Below are 22,603 nucleotides of genomic sequence, written 5' to 3' on the forward strand. Positions count from 1 at the left end.
ACTTACCTCATTCTCTTTTGCCGTTCGGCAGCTCGTTGACGCCTGATTTCTTTTGGATCATTAATTAATGGTCGGTAAATCTCAATCCGATCGCCATCAGTTAGCGGATCGGTTAATAAAACTTGCTTACCAAAAATACCCACTGGATGATCCGTTAACGTCAGATTATGCAGTGATAAAATACCGGATTGTGTGATTGCTTGTAAAACGGTTGTTTGATCATCGACGCGACAGTCAATTACCGTTGGCTTTTCAGGAAGCGCATACACAACTTGTACTTTAATCATTCAATCCATCCTATCTATGAATAAACTTGTTTTGCTCGATTTGAAAAAGCCTTAACCATGTTTTCCATTAGATCTTTAAACAGTGGAGTAAAGGTAATATCCAGTAATTTGCTTTTAAATTCAAACGTCAAATCAAAACTAATTTTACACTCATGATCTGATATGGGGGTAAAACTCCAATATCCAAGTAATTTTTTAAATGGGCCATCAACTAATGACATTTCGATAGAACGGGGTTCTGATAGTCTGTTTAGCGTAATAAATTTTTTCTTAAAACCTAATTTTTCAACTTCAAGAAAAGCTTTGGTAACATTATCTTGTTGTTGTAAAATACCCGCATCAACACAATCAGGTACAAATTGTGGATAGGTATTAATATCATTAACCAAATCATACATCTGTTTGGCTGAGTAAGGCTCTTTTATTTCATAAAAAACACGGGTCATAAATTTAAATTACTATATTTACACATAAAGTTGTGGCATATAGTATCATGTAAATCTATAATATCGCACATTATGACGAAGAAAAATTCACACAAGCCGGGTTCGGCAACAATTGCACTTAATAAGCGCGCACGTCACGAATACTTCATTGAAGAAGAAATCGAGGCTGGCCTGTCTTTGCAAGGTTGGGAAGTTAAGTCTTTACGCGCAGGTAAAGTCAACATTAGTGATAGCTATGTGTTACTTAAAGATGGTGAGGCATGGTTATTTGGTGCGACGATTACACCATTAAATGTTGCATCAAGCCATGTTGTTTGTGATCCGACACGGACACGCAAATTGCTACTTAGCCAGAAAGAGTTAAGCTCATTATTTGGTCGAATTAACCGTGAAGGTTATACGGTTGTTGCGTTATCCATGTATTGGAAAAATGCGTGGGCAAAGATCAAAATAGGTGTGGCTAAAGGTAAAAAGCAATTCGATAAACGTGCTGACGTTAAAGATCGCGAATGGCAAGTCAATAAAGCGCGAATTATGAAAAACGCTAATCGTTAATCCCTCCTACGCCGATGAACTCACTGGCAAGTACACATAAAAAACCGACAATTAGTGATGTTGCAAAACTTGCTAAAGTCGGTAAAACCAGTGTTTCACGCTATCTAAATGGTGAATTTGACGCATTATCTGAACGGATTAAAGCGCAAATTGAATTGGCAATCAATATTTTAGATTATCGGCCCAATCAAATGGCTCGCAGTTTAAAGCGAGGCAGTTCAAAATTGATTGCGTATTTAATTCCTGATATTACCAATCCTTATTCTGTTGAAGTCATGCAAGGGCTGGAAAAAGCCTGTCAAGATAATGGCTATACACTACTGGTGTGTAATACCAACCGGAGCCTTGAAAAAGAGCACTATTATCTGCAGTTGCTATCGAGCTACAGTGTAGAAGGGCTCGTTTTTCACCCCATCCGCTCACATGTTAATAGTCTTACCGCTTACCCTTACCCCGTAGTATTAGTTGATCGAAAGATTGAAAATTTTAGCGCAGATAGAGTGGGTTTAGATAATATTCAAGCCGCGACTTTGGCAACAATGCATCTTATTGATAATGGGTTTGACGCAATTTTATTCATTAGCGAACCGATAGTGGGGATTAGTTCACGGCTTGATCGTGTTAATACCTTTAAATCAGTGGTAGCAAATCATCACAATGTGTCAGGGGATGTGATTGAAATTACAGAACAAACGGATAGTGAACATGATCGCGCTTTGTTAGCAACCCAAATCGCCCAATTTTATGATGCTTATCCGACAAAGCGTAAAGCCATTATTTCAATCAACGGATCATTAACGCTCGAGATTGCTTTAGCCTTAAAGATGTTAAATTTAGCCAATAGCCAAGAAGTGGGTTTACTTGGCTTTGATGATCCCAAATGGGCTGCTGTTGTTGGCGATGGTATTACCTCTATTAAACAACCGACCTATCGCATGGGTTACGCTACATTTGAGTTATTGTTGAAACGTATTAATGGTTATCAAGGAAAACCACAAGATATCCTGTTTGCCGGCGAACTTATCATACGCAGTTCAACACAATCCTTATCATCTGATCGCTAACCGTATTTTATGATATGAATCTAAATGTTAGGTAAGAAATTAACGTCAGCCAATTAATTGTTTCGTCTTTATGACAAATATCATAGGTAATTCGCCTATTCATGATAATAATAATCATTATCGTTTATTGGTATTTGTGATTAAGAGGACGCTATGCGTATAAAAAAAATTCATATTTTAACTTCACTCTGTCTGCTCCATTCCACATTTAGCTTTGCAGCCATTGATACAATTATTGTAAGCAATGAAAGTGATAGCAGTACGAATACTCAATTGTCACCCAGCTATCAGCAAGAACAAAAAAAATTAAAAGAAACAGCAGGGGGGACCAATCTTATCGCACCTGAGCAAGAAGGTCGGCTTGCCACTTTACAAGATGCTTTAGATTATCAGCCGGGTATTATTGTACAAAACTTCTTTGGTGGTACTGATCAACCTCGTATAAATATTCGTGGCTCAGGTGTACAAAGTGCACCCGTATCACGGGGCGTGATGCTATTACAAGATGGTTTACCCATCACAGATGCAGATGGTAATTTTCATATTAGTACACTGGATATGCGAGATGCGCGGTTAATTTCAGTTTATCGCGGTGCAAATAGTATTCACCCACAAACGAACAGTTTAGGGGGAGAACTTGATTTTATCTCTTATACCGGGCGGGATGAAACATTACGTGCACGTTATGAATATGGATCGTTTGGCCGTACGGGTAGCCAAATTGCTCTAGGTGGAATAAATCAACAATATAATCTCGATGGGCGCATTAGCTTAAGTTATGACCATTTTGATGGTTACCGTGATCATTCTAGTTCACAACGTAAAACCGCAAGAGCCAATTTTGGTTATGTGACCGATAATTTTGAAAACAGAACTTGGTTAAGTTGGACTGATTTACGTTTTGATGTGGCGGGGTCTTTATCGCAAGATCAATTAAAAGCAGATCCAAGTAGTGTATATAAAGCGGTGTGGCTACGTGATCCGCATCGTACGGTTCAACAAGGTCGGATTGCAAACCGATCAAATTGGCAATTTGACAATCAATCATTAGAACTTGGATTATGGTACCAGCAAACCCATGACAATTTTATTACGCCAACAACGTATATCCTCAGTGATAGCCGTACTAAAGGCGCACAATTTATGTATCAACTTGATTATGATGCGATCAGTTACCGTTCCGCATTAGCTTGGGATCATACATCGCTTGACCGTGATTTATTATTGAATCGTTTAGGCACTGTCAACAATAAAAAACCGATTGGTTACTATGATGCAACGGCTGAAAATATTTATGCGTCAGTCGGGTCTTCTCTGAAATTTGCCCAAGATTGGCAAGCAAATTTAGACATTAAAGTCACGCATGCCAAACGTGATGTGTTTGACCGCACAAATCGTCAGCAACTTGACCAATCATGGACATTTTGGACACCTAAACTGGGGGTGATTTGGACACCAAACGATACCCAGCGTTTTTATGCCAATGTAAGCACAAGCCATGAACCGGCTTCATTTCGGGAAATTATTACCAATGATGGTAAAAATAATAAACTCAACCCACAAAAAGGTATCACATTTGAAATTGGTGGTGATGGGGAAATCGTTAAAGGACTTAATTGGGATCTCGCGTTATACCGCAGCATGATCAAAGACGAGTACATCACCACCTATGATTCAACGGGGACGGCTGTCGGTGTATTTAACTATGCAAATAAAACACGCCACCAAGGCATTGAAGCTGGCATCAAAGGGCTAGTGCCTGTAGGCGTTGGTGATGTTGTCTATCGATTAAGTTGGACCTACAGCGACTTTCGATTTATGGGCGGTGAATACAATGGTAAATATATTGCTGGAATCCCACGCAATGTGATTAGTGGTGAGCTACTTTATAAAATTGATGATTGGTCATTTGGGCCCAATATTCATTGGTTACCAACCAACACCCCAGTTGATCATGCCAATAGCATGGATGTGCAATACCGTGATAAGTACGCTATTTTTGGATTTAAAATCAACTATCAAAATAGCCATGGCTGGTCAGCTTATTTGATTGCTGATAACTTAACGAATAAACGTTATGCAACAGCATCGGTAGCTAACCGTGTCGTCAGTTCGAAAAGTGATAATACGTTATTCCCAGGTATGAAGTTTAACTTGAATGGCGGTATTATGTATCAGTTTTAATCATTTAATCTGGCGAGGGGTTATCCTACCCTCGTCGTGAATATTTGATACCGAGTACGCCTGTTTTTTTAATTGATGTTTTGAAACTAACCCTATCTTAATGATGTGATTAAGGCATTGTTAATATTCTTATTCCAATCTTTCACGTGATAATTCGTATGACGACTTATATTGATAAGCGTTATGGATGAGAGAACGCCTCATGGGAAGAGTCAAACGAAAACGATAGTTTAATCTTATTTAACAATTAACGTACACAATGTTTAACAAGAGAATAATTGGGTAAACGCCATCAATGTTAGATAAACCCTGAAATAAGATGGCGGGACCTGCAAATATTTGGGCAATAACGTATCGTCATTTTCGTTAAATTATTGTCATAATAGCTAATTATAGTGTAAAAACTTAAAAACTCCGCTTAGCTGATGAAACCAATTGATCCAAATACGTAATCTGTTTAAGTTTTATATGATAGCCATTTAAATCAATGATTTGCTTATGACGCCAATTTGAAAGCAAGCGACTCAATGTTTCATAGCGAATACCTAATTTAGTGGCTAATTGCCCTCGGGTTATCGGTAAAACCAGTTCAATTGTTCGTTGTTCCCGTTGTAAGCTTAACAAATAGGCTGCCAGTCGCTGCTCAGCCGAGCTCGACGTTAGCCAATCGATATGATTAACATGTTCATATAGTTTTGAACTAAATCGAATGAGCAGCCTTTTCATCACGATCGGGTTCTCTTCACAAACTTGTAAAATGCTGCGTTTATCGAGTAATAAGGCACTACCATGTGTTTTCGCACGTAGCGTCATTGGGTAACGATTATGTGGCATAAAGACGGCGGCAATCGCCACAAGCTCATGACGCGAAAAAATACCAAATATTTTTTCATCACCTAAATAAGTATTACGCAGCACTTCAATCTCACCATCAAGAATCAATGGGCAAGCATTGAGCGTTGTGCCTTCATGGCTGATAATGTCACCTTCTGAAAAAGCCAAATGCGTACAACTTATTATAATGGGTCTAAGCGCTGAGCTGGATAACCCTTCAAACAATTTGGTACTAATTAACACTTGATAGATTGTTTGCTCAGATAATCCATTTTTGACAAATGTCATAGGATTCACTCTATTTAACAGATAGAATAGGCTCAATATAGTTGATAATAATTCTCATTTCAATAACGAAATAGAGGAATTTATTGAGAATAACCTTATGAAAAACAAGCTTTTATTGCTAACATTTTGTTTTTGTTATATCTGTTCATTATCCGCACAAGCGACATCACAACAATTTACTGATATGAATGGGCGAATAGTAACATTAGATAAGCCATTAGAACGGGTTGTTGTCATCCCCATTCCAGCTGCATCGATGTTAGTTGGCATGGATGAAAGTACGGACAAACTCGTTGGTATGCACCCTTTTGCCAAAGTTGCCGCAAAAGAAGGCATATTCAGTCAGCTATTCCCAACCATATTGTCCGTTCGCTCTGATACAGTCGGTAATAATTTTGTACCAAATATCGAAACATTATTGAATGTAAATCCTGATCTGGTATGGCAATGGGGGCATCGTGGTGATGATATTATTGCGCCTATTGAAAATGCCGGACTCACTGTCGCAACACTCAATTACGGTAAAGAAGAATACACTCAGCAATGGATAACGTTGATGGGGCTGACATTAGATAAACCCGAAAAAGCTCAGCAAATGATCCATTGGCGTAATGACGTTATCGATCAGTTGCAAAAAGCAACAGCCGCATTATCGGCAAAACCCAAAGTCCTTTACTTGTCTCAATTCAATAATAGTATTCAAACATTTGGCTCAACCTCACATAATAATTTTGATATTGAATTAGCAGGTGGCATTAGCCTAAATAAAGACATTACTGGTGCTCGAACCCTGAATATTGAACAAATTTTAGTATGGGATCCCGATATCATCTTATTGGGTAATTTTGAGCAAGGTTTAAAACCACAAGATGTCTATGATAATGTTTTATTATCAGATGTTGCGGCCGTAAAACATAAACGAGTATTTAAATTACCCATCGGGGGATTTATATGGGATGCACCTAACCAAGAAACGCCGCTTTATTGGTTATGGCTCTCGATGATATTCCATCCTGATAAAATGCAATGGCCATTACGCCAAGAGATGATCAAACAGTATCAAATGCTCTATCACTCTACGCTTAACCAACAACAGATTGATCAGATTCTGCAAATTAAACTTAATCAGATCTCCGATTATGACCAGTTTAAATTTGCTGATACGGCTCAATAGGGGTAACAAACATAATGATCATGAATCAAACAGTCTATTCGCGATACCGTATTTTCATTTGGTTTGCTTTAATTATGTTGCTGTTAGTTACCATATTTATGGCTTTAAGTGTTGGGCGATATGCCATATCCCTAAGTCATGTCTGTCAAATTTTAGTCCATCAGATACTACCCGATGGGGTAATAACACCCAATTGGAGCAAGACCGCTGAAAAAGTGATATTGCATGTGCGATTACCTCGCATACTCATTGCCTGTTTAACGGGAGCAGGGCTGGCTATCGCAGGGACAGCACTACAGAGTTTGTTTCGTAATCCGTTGGTTGGCCCGCAAATTATTGGGGTCTCTTCTGGGGCTGCATTTGGTGGTGTACTGGCTATTTTACTTTTTTCATCAATGTGGCTCACCGTGAGTTTTGCTTTTTTAGGTGGTATGTTAGCGATGATGCTGGTATTTATTTTAGGTTATCAGCGTTACGGATCGGGGATTTTAATGTTGATTTTAGCCGGCGTAGTAATTAATGCATTTTTTGCCGCGTTAATTTCATTAATTACTTATTTTGCTGACCCGAATAATACACTACCCACGATTGTATTTTGGTTGATGGGGAGCTTTTCAACGGCAACTTACCAAAAACTTGCCGTGCTGTTACCGGCAATACTGCTCGGCGGTGGTTTAATTACCGCCTGTCGATTTCGATTAAATGCGTTGTCGCTCGGTGAAGAGCAGGTCCAAGCACTGGGTTTATCATCTAATGGTATTCGGTGGTTAATCTTGGCTTGTGTGACATTAATTACCAGTGCAACGGTGGCCATTTCTGGCACGATTGGTTGGGTTGGACTCATTATACCGCATATTGCACGCCTAGTTGTTGGTCACGATCATCGTGTTTTAATTCCAATTTCAGCACTCATTGGTGCGATTTATATGATAGGGGTAGACACGATTGCCCGTAGCGTCACAAACGCAGAAATTCCATTGGGCATCATCACCGCTTTAGTTGGTGCACCTATCTTCGCCATCTTATTGAAAAGCATGAATAAAAAGGTCTCTATGGCATGATAAACATCAATAATTTGTCATTTAAGGTGAAACAGAAATCATTATTTGAGGGGTTGAGTTTCGATTTACCTAAAGGCAGTATTACTGCCATTTTAGGCCCTAATGGTCGGGGTAAAACGACACTATTACGTCTCATTTTAGGACTACAAAACGGGTATGACGGCAAGATCAGTTTAAATGCAGATGTGGCTTATGTACCGCAACTGAGCTCGTCACTTTTTAATTACAGCGTTGAAACGATGGTGAGTCTTGGCCGATCGCGGCATATTGCGTGGTACGCTTCGCCGTCTATTAAAGATAAAAACATCGTGATGCAGTGTCTTGATTATTTAGGGCTAACAGACTTTTCATCAACCCCCTTTAACCAATTAAGTGGTGGTGAACGGCAAATGGTGATGATTGCACGCGCATTAGCTAGCGAGCCTAAAATTTTAATTTTAGATGAGCCGACATCAGCACTCGATCTGCACAACCAAGATCGTATTTTATCCGTATTACGCGAATTGGCTCAACAACACAATATGACCATTTTGTTTACCAGTCATTACCCACAGCATGCGTTACATATTGCTGACTATTCACTGTTATTGCATGACAACCATCAATACCAATTTGGTTTAACCCAACACATTATTAATGAGCCTGCTTTACAGCAGTTGTATCACCTTGCCGTTGCACTTGAACCTGTTGACCGAGAACGTTATCACACAACGGCGGTCGTCCCTTTATTTAATTAACTATTAGGAGAAACATGATGAGCAATAATACGATAACAGCCGCAGAAGCGTTAAATATCGCGAAATTGATAACCCCAACCGAACAGGGGATAGCCAGTCGAGTATTGGCAAGAACCACGGGTGGCAATTTAACACTTTTTGCTTTTGATGAAGGGCAAGGCTTATCTGAACATAGTGCACCGTTTGATGCGCTGGTACAAGTGATTGAAGGTGAATTACGATTAATTATTGATGGTAAACCTGTCATTGCAACGCCGGGCACGCTTGTACGTATGCCTGCGAATATTCCTCATTCAGTGGAAGCCCCTAAGCCAGCTAAAATGCTGTTGATTATGTTAAGGGAAATCACATTAAAAGCAGAGTAAGGAGCGATGTATGGATGGCATAAAAAAAGAAGCTGGGCATAAATTTTTAGCGAAACTGGGCAAAACCCGACTACGTCCAGGGGGCAAAAAAGCCACTGAATGGTTATTCAAACACGCTCATTTGACTCCGCAAAGTCACGTGTTGGAAATTGCTTGTAATATGGGGACGACCGCCATTGAAATGGCAAGTCGTTATCAATGTCATGTTGTGGGCATTGATATGGACAAATCCGCCCTTGCTAAAGCGCGTGATAATATTACTCAGCATGGGCTTGAAACATTCGTTAGCGTCCAAGAGGCGGATGCGTCTAAATTACCATTTGCTGATAACAGTTTTGATGTTGTCATTAATGAAGCAATGTTAACAATGTATGCCAATAAAGCTAAATCACATCTATTAAAAGAGTACTTGCGGGTTTTAAAACCCGGTGGAAAATTATTAACACATGACATTATGTTACATGATCCACAGTCTGCTGATGAGATTATTGCGCGTATTAAATCCGCCATTAATGTGAATGCTCAGCCGATATCTAAGCCAGCTTGGATTGAATTATTTCAGCAAGCTGGATTTGATCAGGTCATCACTGATAATGGTGCAATGACGTTGATGTCGCCTCGGGGATTAATCGCTGATGAAGGGTTTTGCGGTACCTTGCGTATTATTCGTAATGCCATGAGAAAACAAAACCGCCGTCAATTTATCACGATGTTTAAAACATTTAGGCGTCATCGACATCAGCTTAATTATTTAGCGGTTTGTAGTACCAAATCATTAAATGGTACAGCGTAATTTATTCACTACATGTTATGTCTATTTTGGAATCATTATGCGCATGGCACGATGATTCCACTTTCTTTTTCTATTATAAAGACTAAACTAAAAGCGTGATTTTTGAATCCTATCAAGGGGATCGTATGAAAAAGAACGTTATTTTATTTAGCCAAATTCCGCAAGATCAACAAGCTCGACTCGCTCAAACCTTCAATTTAACAATGCTAAACCGCCAAAGTGATCCAAACAGTGATGCATTTAAACAGGCATTAGCGAATGCCGATGGCATTATTGGTGCAAGCATGTCGATGCGTATTGATGACGATTTTTTAGCCCAAACCCCAAAACTTCGCGCCGCTTCAACTATTTCAGTTGGGTTTGATAATTATGATTTAGCGGCGCTTAAAAAACACGGTGTTCGGTTAATGAACACCCCAACCGTATTAACAGAAGGCACCGCTGATTTAATTTTTACGTTACTCATGGCAACCGCCAGAAGAACGGTGGAACTGTCTAACCTTATTCATGCTGGTAAATGGACAAAAGGCATTACCCCTGAACATTTTGGTATAGACATTCATGGTAAAACGATCGGATTTTTAGGGATGGGGCGGATTGCTAAAGCGTTAGTTAAGCGTGCGCATTGTGGTTTTGATATGAATGTGCTTTATTATAACCGTTCGGCTCATAGCGATGTCGAACAAAAATATAACGCTAAGCGCCTTGAATTAGATGACGTGTTACAACAGGCCGATTTTGTGGTGGTCATCCTACCTTTAACCGCAGAAACAACACATTTAATTACCCAACAAAAATTGGCATTAATGAAGCCATCGGCAATCTTAATTAATGGCGCTCGCGGTAAAGTGATTGACCAGCAAGCACTCACCCAAGCACTACAAAACAACGTTATCCGCGCCGCTGGACTTGATGTTTTTGAGGTGGAACCTTTGCCTATGGATTCACCGTTATTAAAACTTGATAATGTTTTATTATCACCCCATGTCGGTTCGGCAACAGTTGAAACGCGTTATGCAATGGCAAAGTGTGCCGTTGATAATATGATTGCTGCCTTACAAGATGACAAACCGACCGAAAACTGGGTGAATCCCGAAGTCGGTTAAAAGTAGACTAAAATAAGCTATTGATGCTTTAATTACAAATCATAGGTTAACATGATTGAATTGTCTATTAGTTATGTTACCCTAACAAAGTAAGTTCGTTAATTGTATAATTTTTAACAAGTTTAGGAGGGTATATGAAAATAAATGCAAAATTGTGTGCGGTTGTTGGTGTAGCGGGTTTATTAGCTGCTTGTTCAAATGGACCAAAAGCTGCTGATCAAAGTATTGCGGGTAGCTATGTTCTGGTCTCATTAAATGATCAGTCATTACCAAACTCTATTCCACCTGTGCTAAATGTGACTGAATCAAGCGAAGTCACTAAAATCGATATCAATGGTAAAATGTGTAATATTTTTAATGGTCAAGCTATTTACCAAAATGGGGTATTACAAGCTGCTAACGGCGTTGCGATGACTCGTATGTATTGTAGTGAAACCGCTTTAAACGAATTAGACACATTAATTGGCAATATGCTAGCAAGTGGTGCTAAAGTCGAAAAAGTTGATGGTAAATTGATTTTAAAATCAGGGAATAACACACTGGTTTACCAACAAAAAGAACTACCAATGACTCACAAAGATAACACCAAATAGTTTTTTATTGCTAGACTTTCTGCATCATTATTCAATAATGATGCAGTTCCCCTTAATTCATCTGTTCTACTGGATTGATCAATATGATATCAAACATTATGCTTGAGCGGGTTTACCAAAAACCGTTAAACCTTAATGGCAATTGTTACTTGATTGACCGCTTATGGCCACGAGGCGTGAGTAAAGCAACACTCACTGGCGTTATTTGGTTAAAAGACGTTGCACCATCAAGTGAGTTGCGTCAGTGGTATCATGAACACGTAAATGAATGGGATATCTTTTATCAACACTATCAACAAGAACTTGAAACGAATCAAGCTGTAACCCTATTAGCTCAAAAGCTGATGAATAATGAAACCATCACGCTCTTATTTGGCAGTAAAGATCCTCAACATAATCACGCGATTGTATTACGTGATTTTTTAGTCAAAAAGCTTAAGCAAAAATAATAGCGCTAGTTAAACTCAACATTTTTTAGTATAATGATAACTCATTTTTGGGGCTGATTCTGGATTCGACGGGATTTGCGAAACCCAAGGTGCATGCCGAGGGGCGGTTGGCCTCGTAAAAAGCCGCAAAAAATAGTCGCAAACGACGAAAACTACGCACTAGCAGCTTAATAACCTGCTCAGAGCCTTCCCTCTCTAGCCTCCGCTCGTAGGACGGGGATCAAGGGGAGTCAAACCAAAACGAGATCGTGTGGAAGCCTTGCTTGGGGCGGAAGCATTAAACTTAATCAAGCTAGTTTATCAGTGGCGTGTTTGTCCGCAGCGGGTAGATGAAACTTAAAGACAAACTACGCATGTAGTGCCAAGGATGTAGAAATTTCGGACGGGGGTTCAACTCCCCCCAGCTCCACCACTTATTGTTCCATAGCCGTCCATTAAAACCCATAATTTATTGAAAAATAAAGAATTACTGGCTTTTTGTTTCCAACCCCATCCAGACTAATCCGCGGGAGTCCAACCCAAATTGGTACATTTTTAGGTACACGATTGTATGTTACACTATTTCGTGTACCAATTTTCTTGTGACCTATAGGAGGTGTACTAATGGGAAGAGTAACAAAACCCCTAAGCAATACCGAGATCCAAAAGAAACGCGCCATTGATAAAGAAATCACCCTGCATGATGGTGACGGCTTATTTCTCTTGATCAAACCGTCGGGTAAAAAATTATGGCGTTTTCGCTATCAACGCCCAAACACCAAATTACGCACCAATATCAGTCTTGGCGCTTATCCTTATCTGAGTTTAGCCGATGCCAGAAAATTACGTGATGAATACCTGTCTTTATTAGTCAAAGGCATCGATCCACAAGCCAAAGCAGCACAGCAAGAAGAGCAAGCTGAAATTGCCGAAGAAAGCCGTTTTATTAATGTTGCTAAAAAATGGTTTGAATTTAAGCAAAAGAGCATTACCGCCGATTACGCAAAAGATATCTGGCGCTCACTGGAAAAAGATGTCTTGCCCTGTCTTGAAAATATGGCAATTACTGAGATTAAAGCTCGTACCTTAATACAAGTGTTAGAGCCCATCAAAACCCGTGGCGCGCTAGAAACCGTTCGGCGATTAAGCCAACGTATCAATGAGATAATGATCTATGCCATCAATACTGGTTTGTTAGAAGCGAATCCTGCCTCCACCATTAGTCAGGCATTTGAAAAGCCGAAAAAACAAAACTTACCCACGGTAAGGCCAGAAATATTGCCGCAACTGATGCGCGATATCAGCATGTCTAACTTACAAGTCACCACACGCGCTTTACTGCTTTGGCAACTGCTCACCTTAGTCAGACCGTCGGAAGCGGCAGGAACAAAATGGATTGAAATCGATTTTGAAAACAAACTATGGCATATTCCTGCCGAGCGGATGAAAGCCAAAAAAGCCCACACCGTACCGCTATCTAATGAAGCGTTAGGCTTATTAGCACAATTAAAACCGCTGAGTAGCGGTAGTGAATATGTGTTCCCTAGCCGTATTAATCGCAATGAACCCCTTAATCCGCAAACCGCCAATGCTGCGTTAAAGCGTATCGGCTATGGCGGTCAACTGGTGGCGCATGGCTTACGTTCTATTGCCAGTACCGCCATGAACGAAGCCGAATTTAATCCCGACGTGATTGAAGCAGCACTCGCGCATAACGATAAAAACGAAGTCAGGCGTGCCTATAATCGTTCTACTTACCTTGAACAGCGAAAGGAATTAATGGCTTGGTGGGGGGAAACGGGTTTATGAATTATAAAGGAAAGATTAAAGCGACGTGAACATGCCGCTTTATTGTAAATAATACTCGAACCTAGTTAATTTTATATTATAAAAATTACTAGGTTTTTTCTTCAATCCAGGAATCAATCATTTTTGAAAAACTTTTCTCATATGTTTCATAATTCGAATTGTCTACTAATGGTTTATGCCACCATGATTGATGTTTTTTAGCCCAGCTTTTAAAATCAATCTCTTTAAGTAATTTAGTTTCCTTTTGCTTATAATAATAAAAACTATCTGACATAAAATTGAATAGCATTTCACAATACTGTTCATATTGTAAATACTTTTTATCTGCATCAAAGTCTATTTGATTGACCTTAGAATATTTTTCCCGGAAATATTCCCAGCCGGAAATGAATCTTTTATCTTCTAAGTACGGATATTCTAGTGCAATTCCTTGTAACTTAAATAAATTATCGTTAATCTTTCCTTCCTTTGAGCTTCTTTTGTTTTTTAAATAAAAGAATAAACTAAACCCATTAGATAAAAGTATAGATATTATAAGAACTATAATTCTTATATTTTCAGATGACATATATACTCCACATCATTAAACAAAATTATTTAAATAGATAGAGAAAGGTAATTTGTTACCGCTTTTTCTCGAGTCATAATAATCTGGGTTTTGATCTCCATTAGATATAACTCTAACTACTTCTGATGCCTTTTCATTAGCTTGCAATGCCGTCAATATTTTATTGTGATTATTTTTAGCGGTATTAAGTAAATTATATGAATATAGGCCACCCTTATTTGTATCAACAGAAAATTCATCAATACTACAAGAGTACAAGACTATTTCTTGTGGTGGACAGTTAAGGATATAGTCATCATAAACCTTACGATAATCATTGAGCTCCATATGAAAACTTTCTAAACCTGCAACTTCGCTGAATTTTTCAGTAATCAAAGAAACACTCTCAGCACAAGAATCAATAATCGTTAGTTGTTTATCACTTAATTTTCTAATATGTGTCTCGTAAACGAACTCTGAATTATCAATATACAAACGACGACTATTGCATATAGTTGAATAATTAGCATGACCAGAAAAAACTAAGAAAACAAAATCATTATTTTCTTTTTTTATTAATTCAGTTTGTTTTAGTATTTTCTCTTTGCTTTCACCTAATAATATAATTATTTCATTATTAGCCCATTTTCCTCCAATCTCTGACATTAAAAAATTTTTATAATTTTTCATATCACTTTTAACACCAGGCAATTCCTGGGTACCTTTACCCGGAGCACCTATTAGTAAAGCTTTTCTTTTCATATTATATCCTCATTTAGTAAGAACTAATTTTATTAATTATTTCTTCCGGTAATTCAAAATCATTTCAGCCAATTTATCATCTTCTGCATACAAATAAGCTAATGGTATATCTAAAGCTTCGGCTAATCTTCCAGCAGTATCTAGACTTGCCTCATGAATACCTTGCTCATAACGATTAATTCGAGTACTGGCAACAAATTCATCAATTCCAGCTAATTTACCTAACTCTTTTTGTGATAAGCCTTTTTTGAATCGAGCTTCTTTTAGTCTCAAACAAAAAAGATCTCTGTATTTATTGGTATTTTTCACTGTAACCTCTGTAATCGAAAATCAGAAGCTACGATAATCGTAGATTTTACTTGTTCTAGATACTACGTTTATCGTAGTATAAGAGATAACGAATATCACTAAGGATAAAAAGTTATGATGAAACAAGACTGGCACCTTGCCGATATCATTGCGGCATTGAAAAAGAAAGGAACATCACTCTCCGAGTTATCAAGGCAATCAGGCTATGCACCTTCAACACTAGCCAACGCACTGGTGCGTCCGTGGACAAAAGGCGAACTAATTATTGCGAGTGTACTCGGTATCGAGCCAAAACAGATTTGGCCTTCTCGTTATGTGAACAAAAATCGTGTAGTACGAATAAAAAATACTGACGAAAACAACCAAATCCCTTTTAGCACCTAATTTAAATTAGGTGCTAAAAGGGATTGCCACGGTTTTAAGTTCAGTGAGCACACTAAGCCTCAGCATGAATACAGCCGTCACTGCTCCGCAGTGACGGCGACGGCAACTCGAAGCAACACCGCTATTTTCACATTGATTATCGACATGACCACTACATGACGAGGGGCAACAAATGATTTTCAGTCCAATATCGACTATCGATCTTTACATCAATCATCTTTTTTCAATTCTACCGAGATTTTATTAGAATTTCATGTTATTCGTGACGAAGAATTTTTCGTGGTACCCAATTCCTGACAATATTTTTTTCTTGGAATGTAAAAAAACAATCTCATTTGTTGTAGAATCAACAGTTTTGATAAACGGTGTTTTTACGTTCATCAGCAAATTAAAAATGGGAGAAAGGCTGATTATGAAAATATTCATGATAATTTTTATGATTATGGTCGTTATAGTTGAATTATTTATACTTGTCGGTTGTTCTCTGACGGTTAAATATCAAGTAGAAATGACAACCGATACCTCAGAGATGCTTGGGGCGGTCTATTCTATACTCGATACGCTAGGTATGATTATTATTTTTAATTTGCTGTATTTAGTGGTTATGTACATTTTATATTTCAAAAAAACAAAACGCGGTTAGTGTGATGATGTTATGGTGCACATGATGCTTCAGCGTTATCGATACTACGCCGAAACCAGCCGTTTGCGATAAGATGACAGAGTGATAGCAACCTGAACCTGATTTGCTAATCAGGTAATCAAAGTTCATAAAAACAACCTTTAAAAAATTATTTTCAGTCCATACTAGTCCATACTAGTCCAGAGCAGTCCTTTACACAAAGCCCCTATTTACAAGCAATTAACCCTTGTTATAATCAATTTAAAAGACGTGCTGGTGCAGCACGCAAACCCAGAGCGGCAGGTTTTTTAAGTCGCTGTTCGGTCGTCGACCGAATAAACCATAACCCAGAGTGTGATTTCCCGTTAGCACACTGCTTGTTACCCAAACAAGAGGGACAGCGGCTACTTATCTGAGTAGTCATTTTAACATCACTCGCCATTATCAGACTTTATGGCATAACACGTTTTTATTCATCTTAACAACCGCGTTATGCCTCAGCAGATAATGCAGATACCCAAAGCAGGTTCATTAAATTTTAACATCAACTTTATGTGATTGGTTGACAAGCTAACGCATAAACGTCTCATGAGAGACCTTGAATGTGCTGAACATTCAGCCCTTTGATCTGTTACAGATAATTTATTACTTCTGGTAATAAATGGGCATTAACACTCACCAAATTGTTTTCAGCAAATTCGTAAAGCGAGGTAAACATCGATAATCTGACGTATGATTTGCGTGGCTTATGTCAGCGCAACAAAGATGGCAGCCATGCAACCCAAGCAGAACGGCTAACCACCTTAACTTTGATTAGCAAACAGCTTAAAAGCGGTGGTTTTAAGCGTATGAACGCGAGTTCACTCAAACCTAAGCACGTTAGCTATTTTAGTTGCACAGTGGCAGGCCCAAGATTTATCGATTGGCACCATTAAAAACCGCATGGCACACCTACGTTGGTGGGCGGAAAAAGTCGGAAAAAATAGCGTCATTCCCAAAGATAATATTCAACTTGGCATAGAACATCGGCAATATGTCACGGCAGAAAATAAAGCGAAACATGTTGACGAGCAGACCCTAACCCAAATTAGCGATCCTTATGTGCAAATGAGTTTACGCTTACAGCAAACATTCGGTTTACGGCGCGAAGAGTGCATCAAGTTTCAACCTGCCTATGCGGATAAGGGCGACCACCTGTTACTCAAAGGCAGTTGGACAAAAGGCGGTCGGCAACGAATCGTCCCCATATTAACCGCCGAGCAGCGCGACACCCTAAACCAAATCCACCACTTTGCCGGCAAAGGTTCGCTAATTCCTGCCCATAAAAGCTACATTCAACAACGAAACACCTACGACTGGCAATGCCAAAAAATCGGACTCAACAAAATGCACGGCTTACGGCACGCTTATGCGCAGACACGATACGAAAAACTAACCGGTTGGAAGTCACCGAAAGCAGGAGGACTCACCAGTAAAGATTTAACGCCAGAGCAGCAGATCAAAGATCAATGGGCTCGGCAGATAATTAGCAGAGAACTTGGCCATGAGCGGATTGAGGTGGTTAGGGTGTATTTGGGGGGTGTAAACAAAAGGTAAGCCACTATTTCTAATAAAATGTGACATAGGTATGCTTTTATGCAAAAGTAGGTAAAATTATATTTACTAAAAATTTAATAAACTTTATCTTATAAAGATGTATTTAATAAAGTGAATTACATTAATAAAAAAGGTTTATAGAGGTTCCGTAGAATAGAAATTGCATTAATGATAATGAAGAAATAAACCATTATTTAAAGATATCGAGGTTGCATGTGGCTGAATCAGTTCATAACATAGATAGATATATGCTTGATTTTCGGCAAATAGTATCTAATGGCAGAAAGAAAATAGGTATTTTAATAGGAGCAGGGGCTCCCGTAAGTATAAATGTTGGAACTCCCGAACAATATGAACCACTTATCCCTAATATAGAAGGCTTAACAAAAAAAGTTAAGGAATCATTACAGGGAGAAGAATTAGGATCTTTTAGTTCGATCGAAAAACAGTTAAAAAACTCTAATATTGAACGGGTGTTATCTGAAATTAGAACCTTATCAGAGGTTATCGGAGAGAATAAAATACATGGATTAGATGCAAATGGGCATAAGGCTCTTTCTGAATCCATCTGCAAAGAAATTAAAAACGTAGTTGATAAACCACTTCCAAGTTCAAATAACCCATATATAGAATTAGTTTCATGGATAAATGGAATGAATCGAAGTTATGGCGTTGAGATATTTACAACTAATTATGACCTTTTATGTGAAGAGGCATTAGAAAAAACTAAAACTCCTTATTTTGATGGTTTTTCGGGTTCTAAAATGGCTTTTTTTGACCCTTCAAGTATATCAAAAAATGATTTACCACCAAGATGGGTTAGATTGTGGAAACTGCATGGTTCAATTGGTTGGACATCTAATGATGAAGGCGAAACTATTCGTATTCCTGTTTGTGAAAAATCTGTGATGGTATATCCTTCTCATATTAAATATTCACAAACTCAAGCAGCTCCTTTTTCTTCATTATTTGAACGTTTGAAGAATTTCTTACTAGAACCTGATACTCTTCTTATTACTACTGGATTTTCATTTGCTGATGCACATATATCATCAAAAATAAGTGAATGTTTAGCGGCAAACCCTACATCTGCTGTTTTTGCCTTTCAGTATAAAACTCTTGAAGATGAAACTTTTGCTACAGGACTTGCTGCGAAAAATCCGAATTTAAGTGTCTATTGTAAGAATGGTGCCGTAATAAATTCAATTCAAGCCAAATGGAAAAGAGGTAGTTTACCAAATAAAGACTGGGAACAAATTCAAACAGAATTTTTGAATAATAAAGATGAGTTTTTACTTGGTGATTTTAAACTTCTTGCAAGATTTCTTGCTATCGCTGGTGGCGATATAATAAAACCTAAATTACCAGAGTCAGAGGGGATCGATGAATAGTAATGCGACATTAATTGGTTCTATTATTTCTGTTTCCAGCACATCTGCTGTAGCTGAACTGTCACCTGATGTAAGTTCAGGATTATTAATTCTATCTGGTAGATCATACCGAGTAGGGCAAGTTGGAAGCTTTGTTCGAATTCCTCAGGGTTATAATGATCTTTTTGGTGTTATATCAGAAAGCAGTGAAACATCACTAGAAAAAGAGCAAATAGGTTTTGCATCTAATAAAAGACTTATTAAAATTGAATTAATTGGTGAAAGTATTGGTTATTGTTTTGATAGAGGTATAAGCCAATACCCTGCAGTAAATGATGAGGTTCATTTAGTATTAGAGAAAGATTTAAAAATTGTGTACGGTGAACAAGGTGAACATTTATTCTCCATTGGGACATTATCGAGTTCAGATAGTATAGATATTAACATTGATTTAGATAAATTGATCACAAGGCATTCTGCTATTCTTGGTTCAACAGGCTCTGGTAAATCAACCAGTGTAGCAAGTTTGCTTAGATCAATTGTTACTGATCAGGATGGTAAACCTAACAAATCATCGAGAATTATATTAGTTGATATTCATGGTGAATATTCTAAGGCTCTTAAGGATATAGCCACTGTTTTCTCTATTACTCCTGCTGAAGATGAAGAATTATTATCTATACCATATTGGGCTGTATCTCCTGATAAACTATTAGACTTCCTATGTGGAACACTTAATGAAGTAAATAAAAATGCCATTTTAGAAAAAATAAAAGAAGAAAAAAAAATGGCCATAACTATTAATCACATCGAGAATATAGATCCAGAGAAAATTAACTCTTTTACACCATTACCTTTTAGATTAAAGAAAATTTGGTTTGACTTAGTTTATAAAGATACAATTACTGTCGAAACTAAAGCGGACATAAGTACTCCATCTTATCGGGATGAACACTCAAAAGGTGATCCTATACAATTAATTGCACCAATATTTAAACCACCAGGAACAGGCAGTACTCCTCCTTTTAGTTTTGGTACACATGCACTAACCCGCCAACTAGAATTGATGCGAACTAGGTTGTTAAATAACCATTATTCTTTTTTTTTAGAGCCCGGAGACTGGAATCCTGATGCTAATGGAATAATCAAGAAAGACCTAGATCATTTATTACAACAGTGGATAGGACATGATAAGCCTATTTCTATTCTTGACCTATCTGGTATGCCATCTTCACAATTTGATATGTTACTAGGTGCAATCTTAGATATCTTATTTGAATCAGCACTGTGGGGTCGTAATCTTAAAGCGGGAATGAAAAACCGCCCATTACTATTAGTACTCGAAGAGGCTCATAGATATCTATCTGGTAATAATAATGGATTGGCTAAAGATATGGTTCAGCGTATTGCCAAGGAAGGACGAAAATTTGGTATGGGCTTAATGCTAGTAAGTCAGAGACCTTCTGAGATTGATGAAACTATTTTATCACAATGTGGTACGTTATTTGCTCTACGAATTACAAACTCAAGCGATAAATCTAGAGTAAAATCAGCTATGTCAGATGGTTTATCTACAATTATAGATAGTTTACCTGTTTTAAGAACGGGAGAGGCTATTATCGTCGGAGAAGCTGCTAAGCTGCCTTCCCGTTGTCGATTCAAACTACCACCAGCAAATGGTTATCCAGATAGTAAAGACCCATTAGTATCAAAACAGTGGGGTAAGAAAGTCCAAGAAGAAAGCTATGTTAAGTTAATTCAATCATGGCGAATAAATAAGCCACTTAAAGAGGAAGAATAGTATGGATAGAATTTCTGTTGATTCAAGCAACCTTGCATCTGTTGGATATGAACTAGAAACCAATACATTGGAAATAGAATTTAAAAAAAGCGGTATATACCAGTACTTTAATGTACCTGAACAAGTATATAATGAATTAATGACAGCTGGTTCTCATGGACAATATTTTAGCTATCAAATAAAACCACATTATTCCTACCAAAAGGTGGGGTAAACAAATATTGTATTTAATCAATTAAGAGGAAAAATTGAAATTCCTGCACACATCAGATTGGCACCTTGGCCGATCATTATATAACCGCAAACGCTATGATGAGTTTGCGGCTTTTCTCGATTGGCTTGTTGAAACAATTATTCAACAAGAGATTGATGTATTACTTATTGCTGGGGATATTTTTGATACTAGCACACCAAGTAATAGAGCTCAGTCACTTTATTATCGTTTTTTAAATAAAGCCTCACAAACTTGTTGTCGGCATATCGTTATTACTGGTGGTAATCATGATTCGCCCTCTTTTTTAAATGCACCTAAAGTTTTATTAGAGGCTTTGAATATTTATGTGGTGGGGGCTATAACCGATAATTTAGAAGATGAAGTGATTACGTTAATTGATATAAATAGTAATTCAGAGGCGATTATTTGTGCCGTTCCTTATCTTCGCGATAAGGATGTTCGTACTGTTGAGGCTGGCGAATCAGGAGCCGATAAAAATCTGAAATTAATTGCTGGGATTCATGATCATTATCAGAAAGTTAGCATTATTGCGCAGAAAAAACAAAAAGAAATAGGTAAAGATGTACCAATTATTGCTATGGGTCACTTATTTGCCACTGGTGGAAAAACAACCGATAATGATGGCGTAAGAGAACTCTATGTTGGATCATTAGCTCAAGTCGGTGAAGATGCCTTTCCCGAGTGCTTTGATTATGTTGCTCTCGGACATCTACATATTCCTCAACGAGTTGGAAAATCAGACCGAATTCGTTATTCTGGTTCACCGATTGCAATGGGGTACGGTGAAGCAAATCAGACTAAGCAGGTTATTAACATTACTTTTCAGGGAAAAGTACCTCAGATCAAGGAGATTACAATCCCTTGTTTTCAATCCTTAGCTCGGATTTCAGGAAATTTTGAAGATATTCTCACTAAAATAGCTGAATTAAAACTCAATAATAGCAATGCTTGGCTCGAGATTGATTATACCGGTACTGAAATAGCGCCTAATTTACAAGAGGCGCTTAATGAAGCAATTTCAAGTTCCCAATTAGAGATATTGAGAGTAAGAAATCGCCGTCAGGTAGAAAGAATATTACGACAGGCAACAGAAGATGAGCAGCTGGAACAACTAAATGAATTTGAAGTCTTTGAACGCTGCTTAGATGCCAATGATATTACTGAGACTGAAAGAGAAGAATTACAATTTATCTATAATGAAATTATTCGAACGATGCAGGAAGATGATATTCGTGCTGAATAAAAAGGATCCG

General features: G+C 38.0%; 23 protein-coding genes, 1 other RNA gene and 1 pseudogene. 19 read left to right on the plus strand and 6 right to left on the minus strand.

Annotated features, from left to right (window positions below; translation table 11 throughout):
- Positions 1–2: 2 nt before the first annotated feature.
- Both ABEA36_RS00875 and ABEA36_RS00880 read right to left on the minus strand, forming a co-directional pair.
- On the minus strand, positions 3–287 hold the full coding sequence (locus ABEA36_RS00875; RefSeq protein WP_345487761.1) for an RnfH family protein: 285 nt from the start codon (positions 285–287) through the stop codon (positions 3–5).
- Between the two features lie 14 nt (positions 288–301).
- Positions 302–733, minus strand: a complete 432-nt coding sequence (locus ABEA36_RS00880; RefSeq protein WP_345487763.1) for a type II toxin-antitoxin system RatA family toxin — start codon at positions 731–733, stop codon at positions 302–304.
- A gap of 72 nt (positions 734–805) precedes the next feature.
- Here ABEA36_RS00880 and smpB point away from each other — a divergent pair, with 72 nt between their 5' ends.
- The 3 genes from smpB to ABEA36_RS00895 all read left to right on the plus strand — a co-directional run bounded on the left by smpB (position 806) and on the right by ABEA36_RS00895 (position 4,536).
- The gene (gene smpB / locus ABEA36_RS00885) at positions 806–1,288 is read left to right on the plus strand and encodes an SsrA-binding protein SmpB (protein ID WP_345487766.1); all 483 of its coding nucleotides are present in this window, start codon (positions 806–808) and stop codon (positions 1,286–1,288) included.
- 14 nt (positions 1,289–1,302) lie between these two features.
- Positions 1,303–2,352 (plus strand): LacI family DNA-binding transcriptional regulator, encoded by a 1,050-nt coding sequence (locus ABEA36_RS00890; RefSeq protein ID WP_345487768.1) that lies wholly within the window; start codon positions 1,303–1,305, stop codon positions 2,350–2,352.
- A gap of 153 nt (positions 2,353–2,505) precedes the next feature.
- Positions 2,506–4,536: a TonB-dependent receptor family protein gene (locus ABEA36_RS00895; protein ID WP_345487770.1), complete on the plus strand. Its 2,031-nt coding sequence runs from the start codon at positions 2,506–2,508 to the stop codon at positions 4,534–4,536.
- 405 nt (positions 4,537–4,941) lie between these two features.
- Here the strand turns inward: ABEA36_RS00895 and ABEA36_RS00900 are convergent, their stop codons facing one another.
- Positions 4,942–5,658, minus strand: coding sequence for a Crp/Fnr family transcriptional regulator (locus tag ABEA36_RS00900; RefSeq protein ID WP_345487772.1), 717 nt, complete (start codon positions 5,656–5,658; stop codon positions 4,942–4,944).
- Between the two features lie 97 nt (positions 5,659–5,755).
- Here ABEA36_RS00900 and ABEA36_RS00905 point away from each other — a divergent pair, with 97 nt between their 5' ends.
- The 10 genes from ABEA36_RS00905 (at position 5,756) to ABEA36_RS00950 (ending at position 13,724) form a co-directional block, all read left to right on the plus strand.
- A complete protein-coding gene (locus tag ABEA36_RS00905; RefSeq protein ID WP_345487774.1) occupies positions 5,756–6,832 on the plus strand; it encodes an ABC transporter substrate-binding protein in 1,077 nt (358 codons plus the stop codon).
- A 20-nt stretch (positions 6,833–6,852) separates the two neighbouring features.
- Entirely contained in the window at positions 6,853–7,893 is a 1,041-nt protein-coding gene (locus ABEA36_RS00910) for a FecCD family ABC transporter permease (protein ID WP_345490806.1), read from the plus strand.
- Positions 7,890–8,630 (plus strand): ABC transporter ATP-binding protein, encoded by a 741-nt coding sequence (locus tag ABEA36_RS00915; protein ID WP_345487776.1) that lies wholly within the window; start codon positions 7,890–7,892, stop codon positions 8,628–8,630. Before ABEA36_RS00910 ends, ABEA36_RS00915 begins: the two co-directional genes overlap by 4 nt.
- Before the next feature lie 17 nt (positions 8,631–8,647).
- Complete coding sequence (locus ABEA36_RS00920; RefSeq protein WP_345487778.1) at positions 8,648–8,995, plus strand: cupin domain-containing protein; 348 nt, start codon at positions 8,648–8,650, stop codon at positions 8,993–8,995.
- A gap of 10 nt (positions 8,996–9,005) precedes the next feature.
- The gene (locus ABEA36_RS00925) at positions 9,006–9,788 is read left to right on the plus strand and encodes a class I SAM-dependent methyltransferase (protein WP_345487780.1); all 783 of its coding nucleotides are present in this window, start codon (positions 9,006–9,008) and stop codon (positions 9,786–9,788) included.
- A gap of 125 nt (positions 9,789–9,913) precedes the next feature.
- The gene (locus ABEA36_RS00930) at positions 9,914–10,894 is read left to right on the plus strand and encodes a 2-hydroxyacid dehydrogenase (RefSeq protein WP_345487782.1); all 981 of its coding nucleotides are present in this window, start codon (positions 9,914–9,916) and stop codon (positions 10,892–10,894) included.
- 134 nt (positions 10,895–11,028) lie between these two features.
- Positions 11,029–11,487 (plus strand): META domain-containing protein, encoded by a 459-nt coding sequence (locus ABEA36_RS00935; protein WP_345487784.1) that lies wholly within the window; start codon positions 11,029–11,031, stop codon positions 11,485–11,487.
- Between the two features lie 86 nt (positions 11,488–11,573).
- Positions 11,574–11,936: a DUF488 domain-containing protein gene (locus ABEA36_RS00940; protein WP_425571886.1), complete on the plus strand. Its 363-nt coding sequence runs from the start codon at positions 11,574–11,576 to the stop codon at positions 11,934–11,936.
- Between the two features lie 49 nt (positions 11,937–11,985).
- Positions 11,986–12,348, plus strand: a transfer-messenger RNA (tmRNA) gene (gene ssrA / locus ABEA36_RS00945).
- 191 nt (positions 12,349–12,539) lie between these two features.
- Positions 12,540–13,724, plus strand: coding sequence for an integrase domain-containing protein (locus ABEA36_RS00950; RefSeq protein WP_345487788.1), 1,185 nt, complete (start codon positions 12,540–12,542; stop codon positions 13,722–13,724).
- Between the two features lie 88 nt (positions 13,725–13,812).
- On the opposite strand, the gene ABEA36_RS00955 is transcribed toward ABEA36_RS00950, so the two are convergent.
- Genes ABEA36_RS00955 through ABEA36_RS00965 form a run of 3 tightly spaced genes read right to left on the minus strand, consistent with a single transcriptional unit; the run spans position 13,813 to position 15,342 of the window.
- Entirely contained in the window at positions 13,813–14,292 is a 480-nt protein-coding gene (locus ABEA36_RS00955) for a hypothetical protein (protein WP_345487790.1), read from the minus strand.
- Positions 14,293–14,307: 15 nt separating this feature from the next.
- Positions 14,308–15,033, minus strand: a complete 726-nt coding sequence (locus ABEA36_RS00960) for a caspase family protein (RefSeq protein WP_345487792.1) — start codon at positions 15,031–15,033, stop codon at positions 14,308–14,310.
- 36 nt (positions 15,034–15,069) lie between these two features.
- The gene (locus ABEA36_RS00965) at positions 15,070–15,342 is read right to left on the minus strand and encodes a helix-turn-helix domain-containing protein (RefSeq protein WP_345487794.1); all 273 of its coding nucleotides are present in this window, start codon (positions 15,340–15,342) and stop codon (positions 15,070–15,072) included.
- A gap of 114 nt (positions 15,343–15,456) precedes the next feature.
- Here ABEA36_RS00965 and ABEA36_RS00970 point away from each other — a divergent pair, with 114 nt between their 5' ends.
- The 6 genes and pseudogenes from ABEA36_RS00970 (at position 15,457) to ABEA36_RS00995 (ending at position 22,593) form a co-directional block, all read left to right on the plus strand.
- A complete protein-coding gene (locus tag ABEA36_RS00970; RefSeq protein WP_345487796.1) occupies positions 15,457–15,726 on the plus strand; it encodes a helix-turn-helix domain-containing protein in 270 nt (89 codons plus the stop codon).
- Positions 15,727–17,064: 1,338 nt separating this feature from the next.
- Positions 17,065–17,944 (plus strand): annotated as a pseudogene (locus ABEA36_RS00975) (phage integrase N-terminal domain-containing protein).
- A 215-nt stretch (positions 17,945–18,159) separates the two neighbouring features.
- Positions 18,160–19,335, plus strand: coding sequence for an SIR2 family protein (locus ABEA36_RS00980; protein ID WP_345487798.1), 1,176 nt, complete (start codon positions 18,160–18,162; stop codon positions 19,333–19,335).
- The gene (locus ABEA36_RS00985; protein ID WP_345487800.1) at positions 19,328–21,115 is read left to right on the plus strand and encodes an ATP-binding protein; all 1,788 of its coding nucleotides are present in this window, start codon (positions 19,328–19,330) and stop codon (positions 21,113–21,115) included. Before ABEA36_RS00980 ends, ABEA36_RS00985 begins: the two co-directional genes overlap by 8 nt.
- A 1-nt stretch (position 21,116) precedes the next feature.
- Positions 21,117–21,329 (plus strand): KTSC domain-containing protein, encoded by a 213-nt coding sequence (locus tag ABEA36_RS00990; RefSeq protein ID WP_345487802.1) that lies wholly within the window; start codon positions 21,117–21,119, stop codon positions 21,327–21,329.
- A gap of 34 nt (positions 21,330–21,363) precedes the next feature.
- Positions 21,364–22,593 (plus strand): exonuclease SbcCD subunit D C-terminal domain-containing protein, encoded by a 1,230-nt coding sequence (locus ABEA36_RS00995; RefSeq protein WP_345487804.1) that lies wholly within the window; start codon positions 21,364–21,366, stop codon positions 22,591–22,593.
- Positions 22,594–22,603 lie beyond the last annotated feature (10 nt).

The sequence above is a fragment of the Orbus sasakiae genome (genome assembly GCF_039542345.1).
Taxonomy (GTDB): Bacteria; Pseudomonadota; Gammaproteobacteria; order Enterobacterales; family Orbaceae; genus Orbus; species Orbus sasakiae.

What these genes read in the sequence shown, in the direction of transcription:
- ABEA36_RS00875 (WP_345487761.1), bottom strand. Translation starts at nt 287, where the DNA reads ATGATTAAAGTACAAGTTGTGTATGCGCTTCCTGAAAAGCCAACGGTA.
- ABEA36_RS00880 (WP_345487763.1), bottom strand. Translation starts at nt 733, where the DNA reads ATGACCCGTGTTTTTTATGAAATAAAAGAGCCTTACTCAGCCAAACAG.
- smpB (WP_345487766.1), top strand. Translation starts at nt 806, where the DNA reads ATGACGAAGAAAAATTCACACAAGCCGGGTTCGGCAACAATTGCACTT.
- ABEA36_RS00890 (WP_345487768.1), top strand. Translation starts at nt 1,303, where the DNA reads ATGAACTCACTGGCAAGTACACATAAAAAACCGACAATTAGTGATGTT.
- ABEA36_RS00895 (WP_345487770.1), top strand. Translation starts at nt 2,506, where the DNA reads ATGCGTATAAAAAAAATTCATATTTTAACTTCACTCTGTCTGCTCCAT.
- ABEA36_RS00900 (WP_345487772.1), bottom strand. Translation starts at nt 5,658, where the DNA reads ATGACATTTGTCAAAAATGGATTATCTGAGCAAACAATCTATCAAGTG.
- ABEA36_RS00905 (WP_345487774.1), top strand. Translation starts at nt 5,756, where the DNA reads ATGAAAAACAAGCTTTTATTGCTAACATTTTGTTTTTGTTATATCTGT.
- ABEA36_RS00910 (WP_345490806.1), top strand. Translation starts at nt 6,853, where the DNA reads ATGAATCAAACAGTCTATTCGCGATACCGTATTTTCATTTGGTTTGCT.
- ABEA36_RS00915 (WP_345487776.1), top strand. Translation starts at nt 7,890, where the DNA reads ATGATAAACATCAATAATTTGTCATTTAAGGTGAAACAGAAATCATTA.
- ABEA36_RS00920 (WP_345487778.1), top strand. Translation starts at nt 8,648, where the DNA reads ATGAGCAATAATACGATAACAGCCGCAGAAGCGTTAAATATCGCGAAA.
- ABEA36_RS00925 (WP_345487780.1), top strand. Translation starts at nt 9,006, where the DNA reads ATGGATGGCATAAAAAAAGAAGCTGGGCATAAATTTTTAGCGAAACTG.
- ABEA36_RS00930 (WP_345487782.1), top strand. Translation starts at nt 9,914, where the DNA reads ATGAAAAAGAACGTTATTTTATTTAGCCAAATTCCGCAAGATCAACAA.
- ABEA36_RS00935 (WP_345487784.1), top strand. Translation starts at nt 11,029, where the DNA reads ATGAAAATAAATGCAAAATTGTGTGCGGTTGTTGGTGTAGCGGGTTTA.
- ABEA36_RS00950 (WP_345487788.1), top strand. Translation starts at nt 12,540, where the DNA reads ATGGGAAGAGTAACAAAACCCCTAAGCAATACCGAGATCCAAAAGAAA.
- ABEA36_RS00955 (WP_345487790.1), bottom strand. Translation starts at nt 14,292, where the DNA reads ATGTCATCTGAAAATATAAGAATTATAGTTCTTATAATATCTATACTT.
- ABEA36_RS00960 (WP_345487792.1), bottom strand. Translation starts at nt 15,033, where the DNA reads ATGAAAAGAAAAGCTTTACTAATAGGTGCTCCGGGTAAAGGTACCCAG.
- ABEA36_RS00970 (WP_345487796.1), top strand. Translation starts at nt 15,457, where the DNA reads ATGATGAAACAAGACTGGCACCTTGCCGATATCATTGCGGCATTGAAA.
- ABEA36_RS00985 (WP_345487800.1), top strand. Translation starts at nt 19,328, where the DNA reads ATGAATAGTAATGCGACATTAATTGGTTCTATTATTTCTGTTTCCAGC.
- ABEA36_RS00990 (WP_345487802.1), top strand. Translation starts at nt 21,117, where the DNA reads ATGGATAGAATTTCTGTTGATTCAAGCAACCTTGCATCTGTTGGATAT.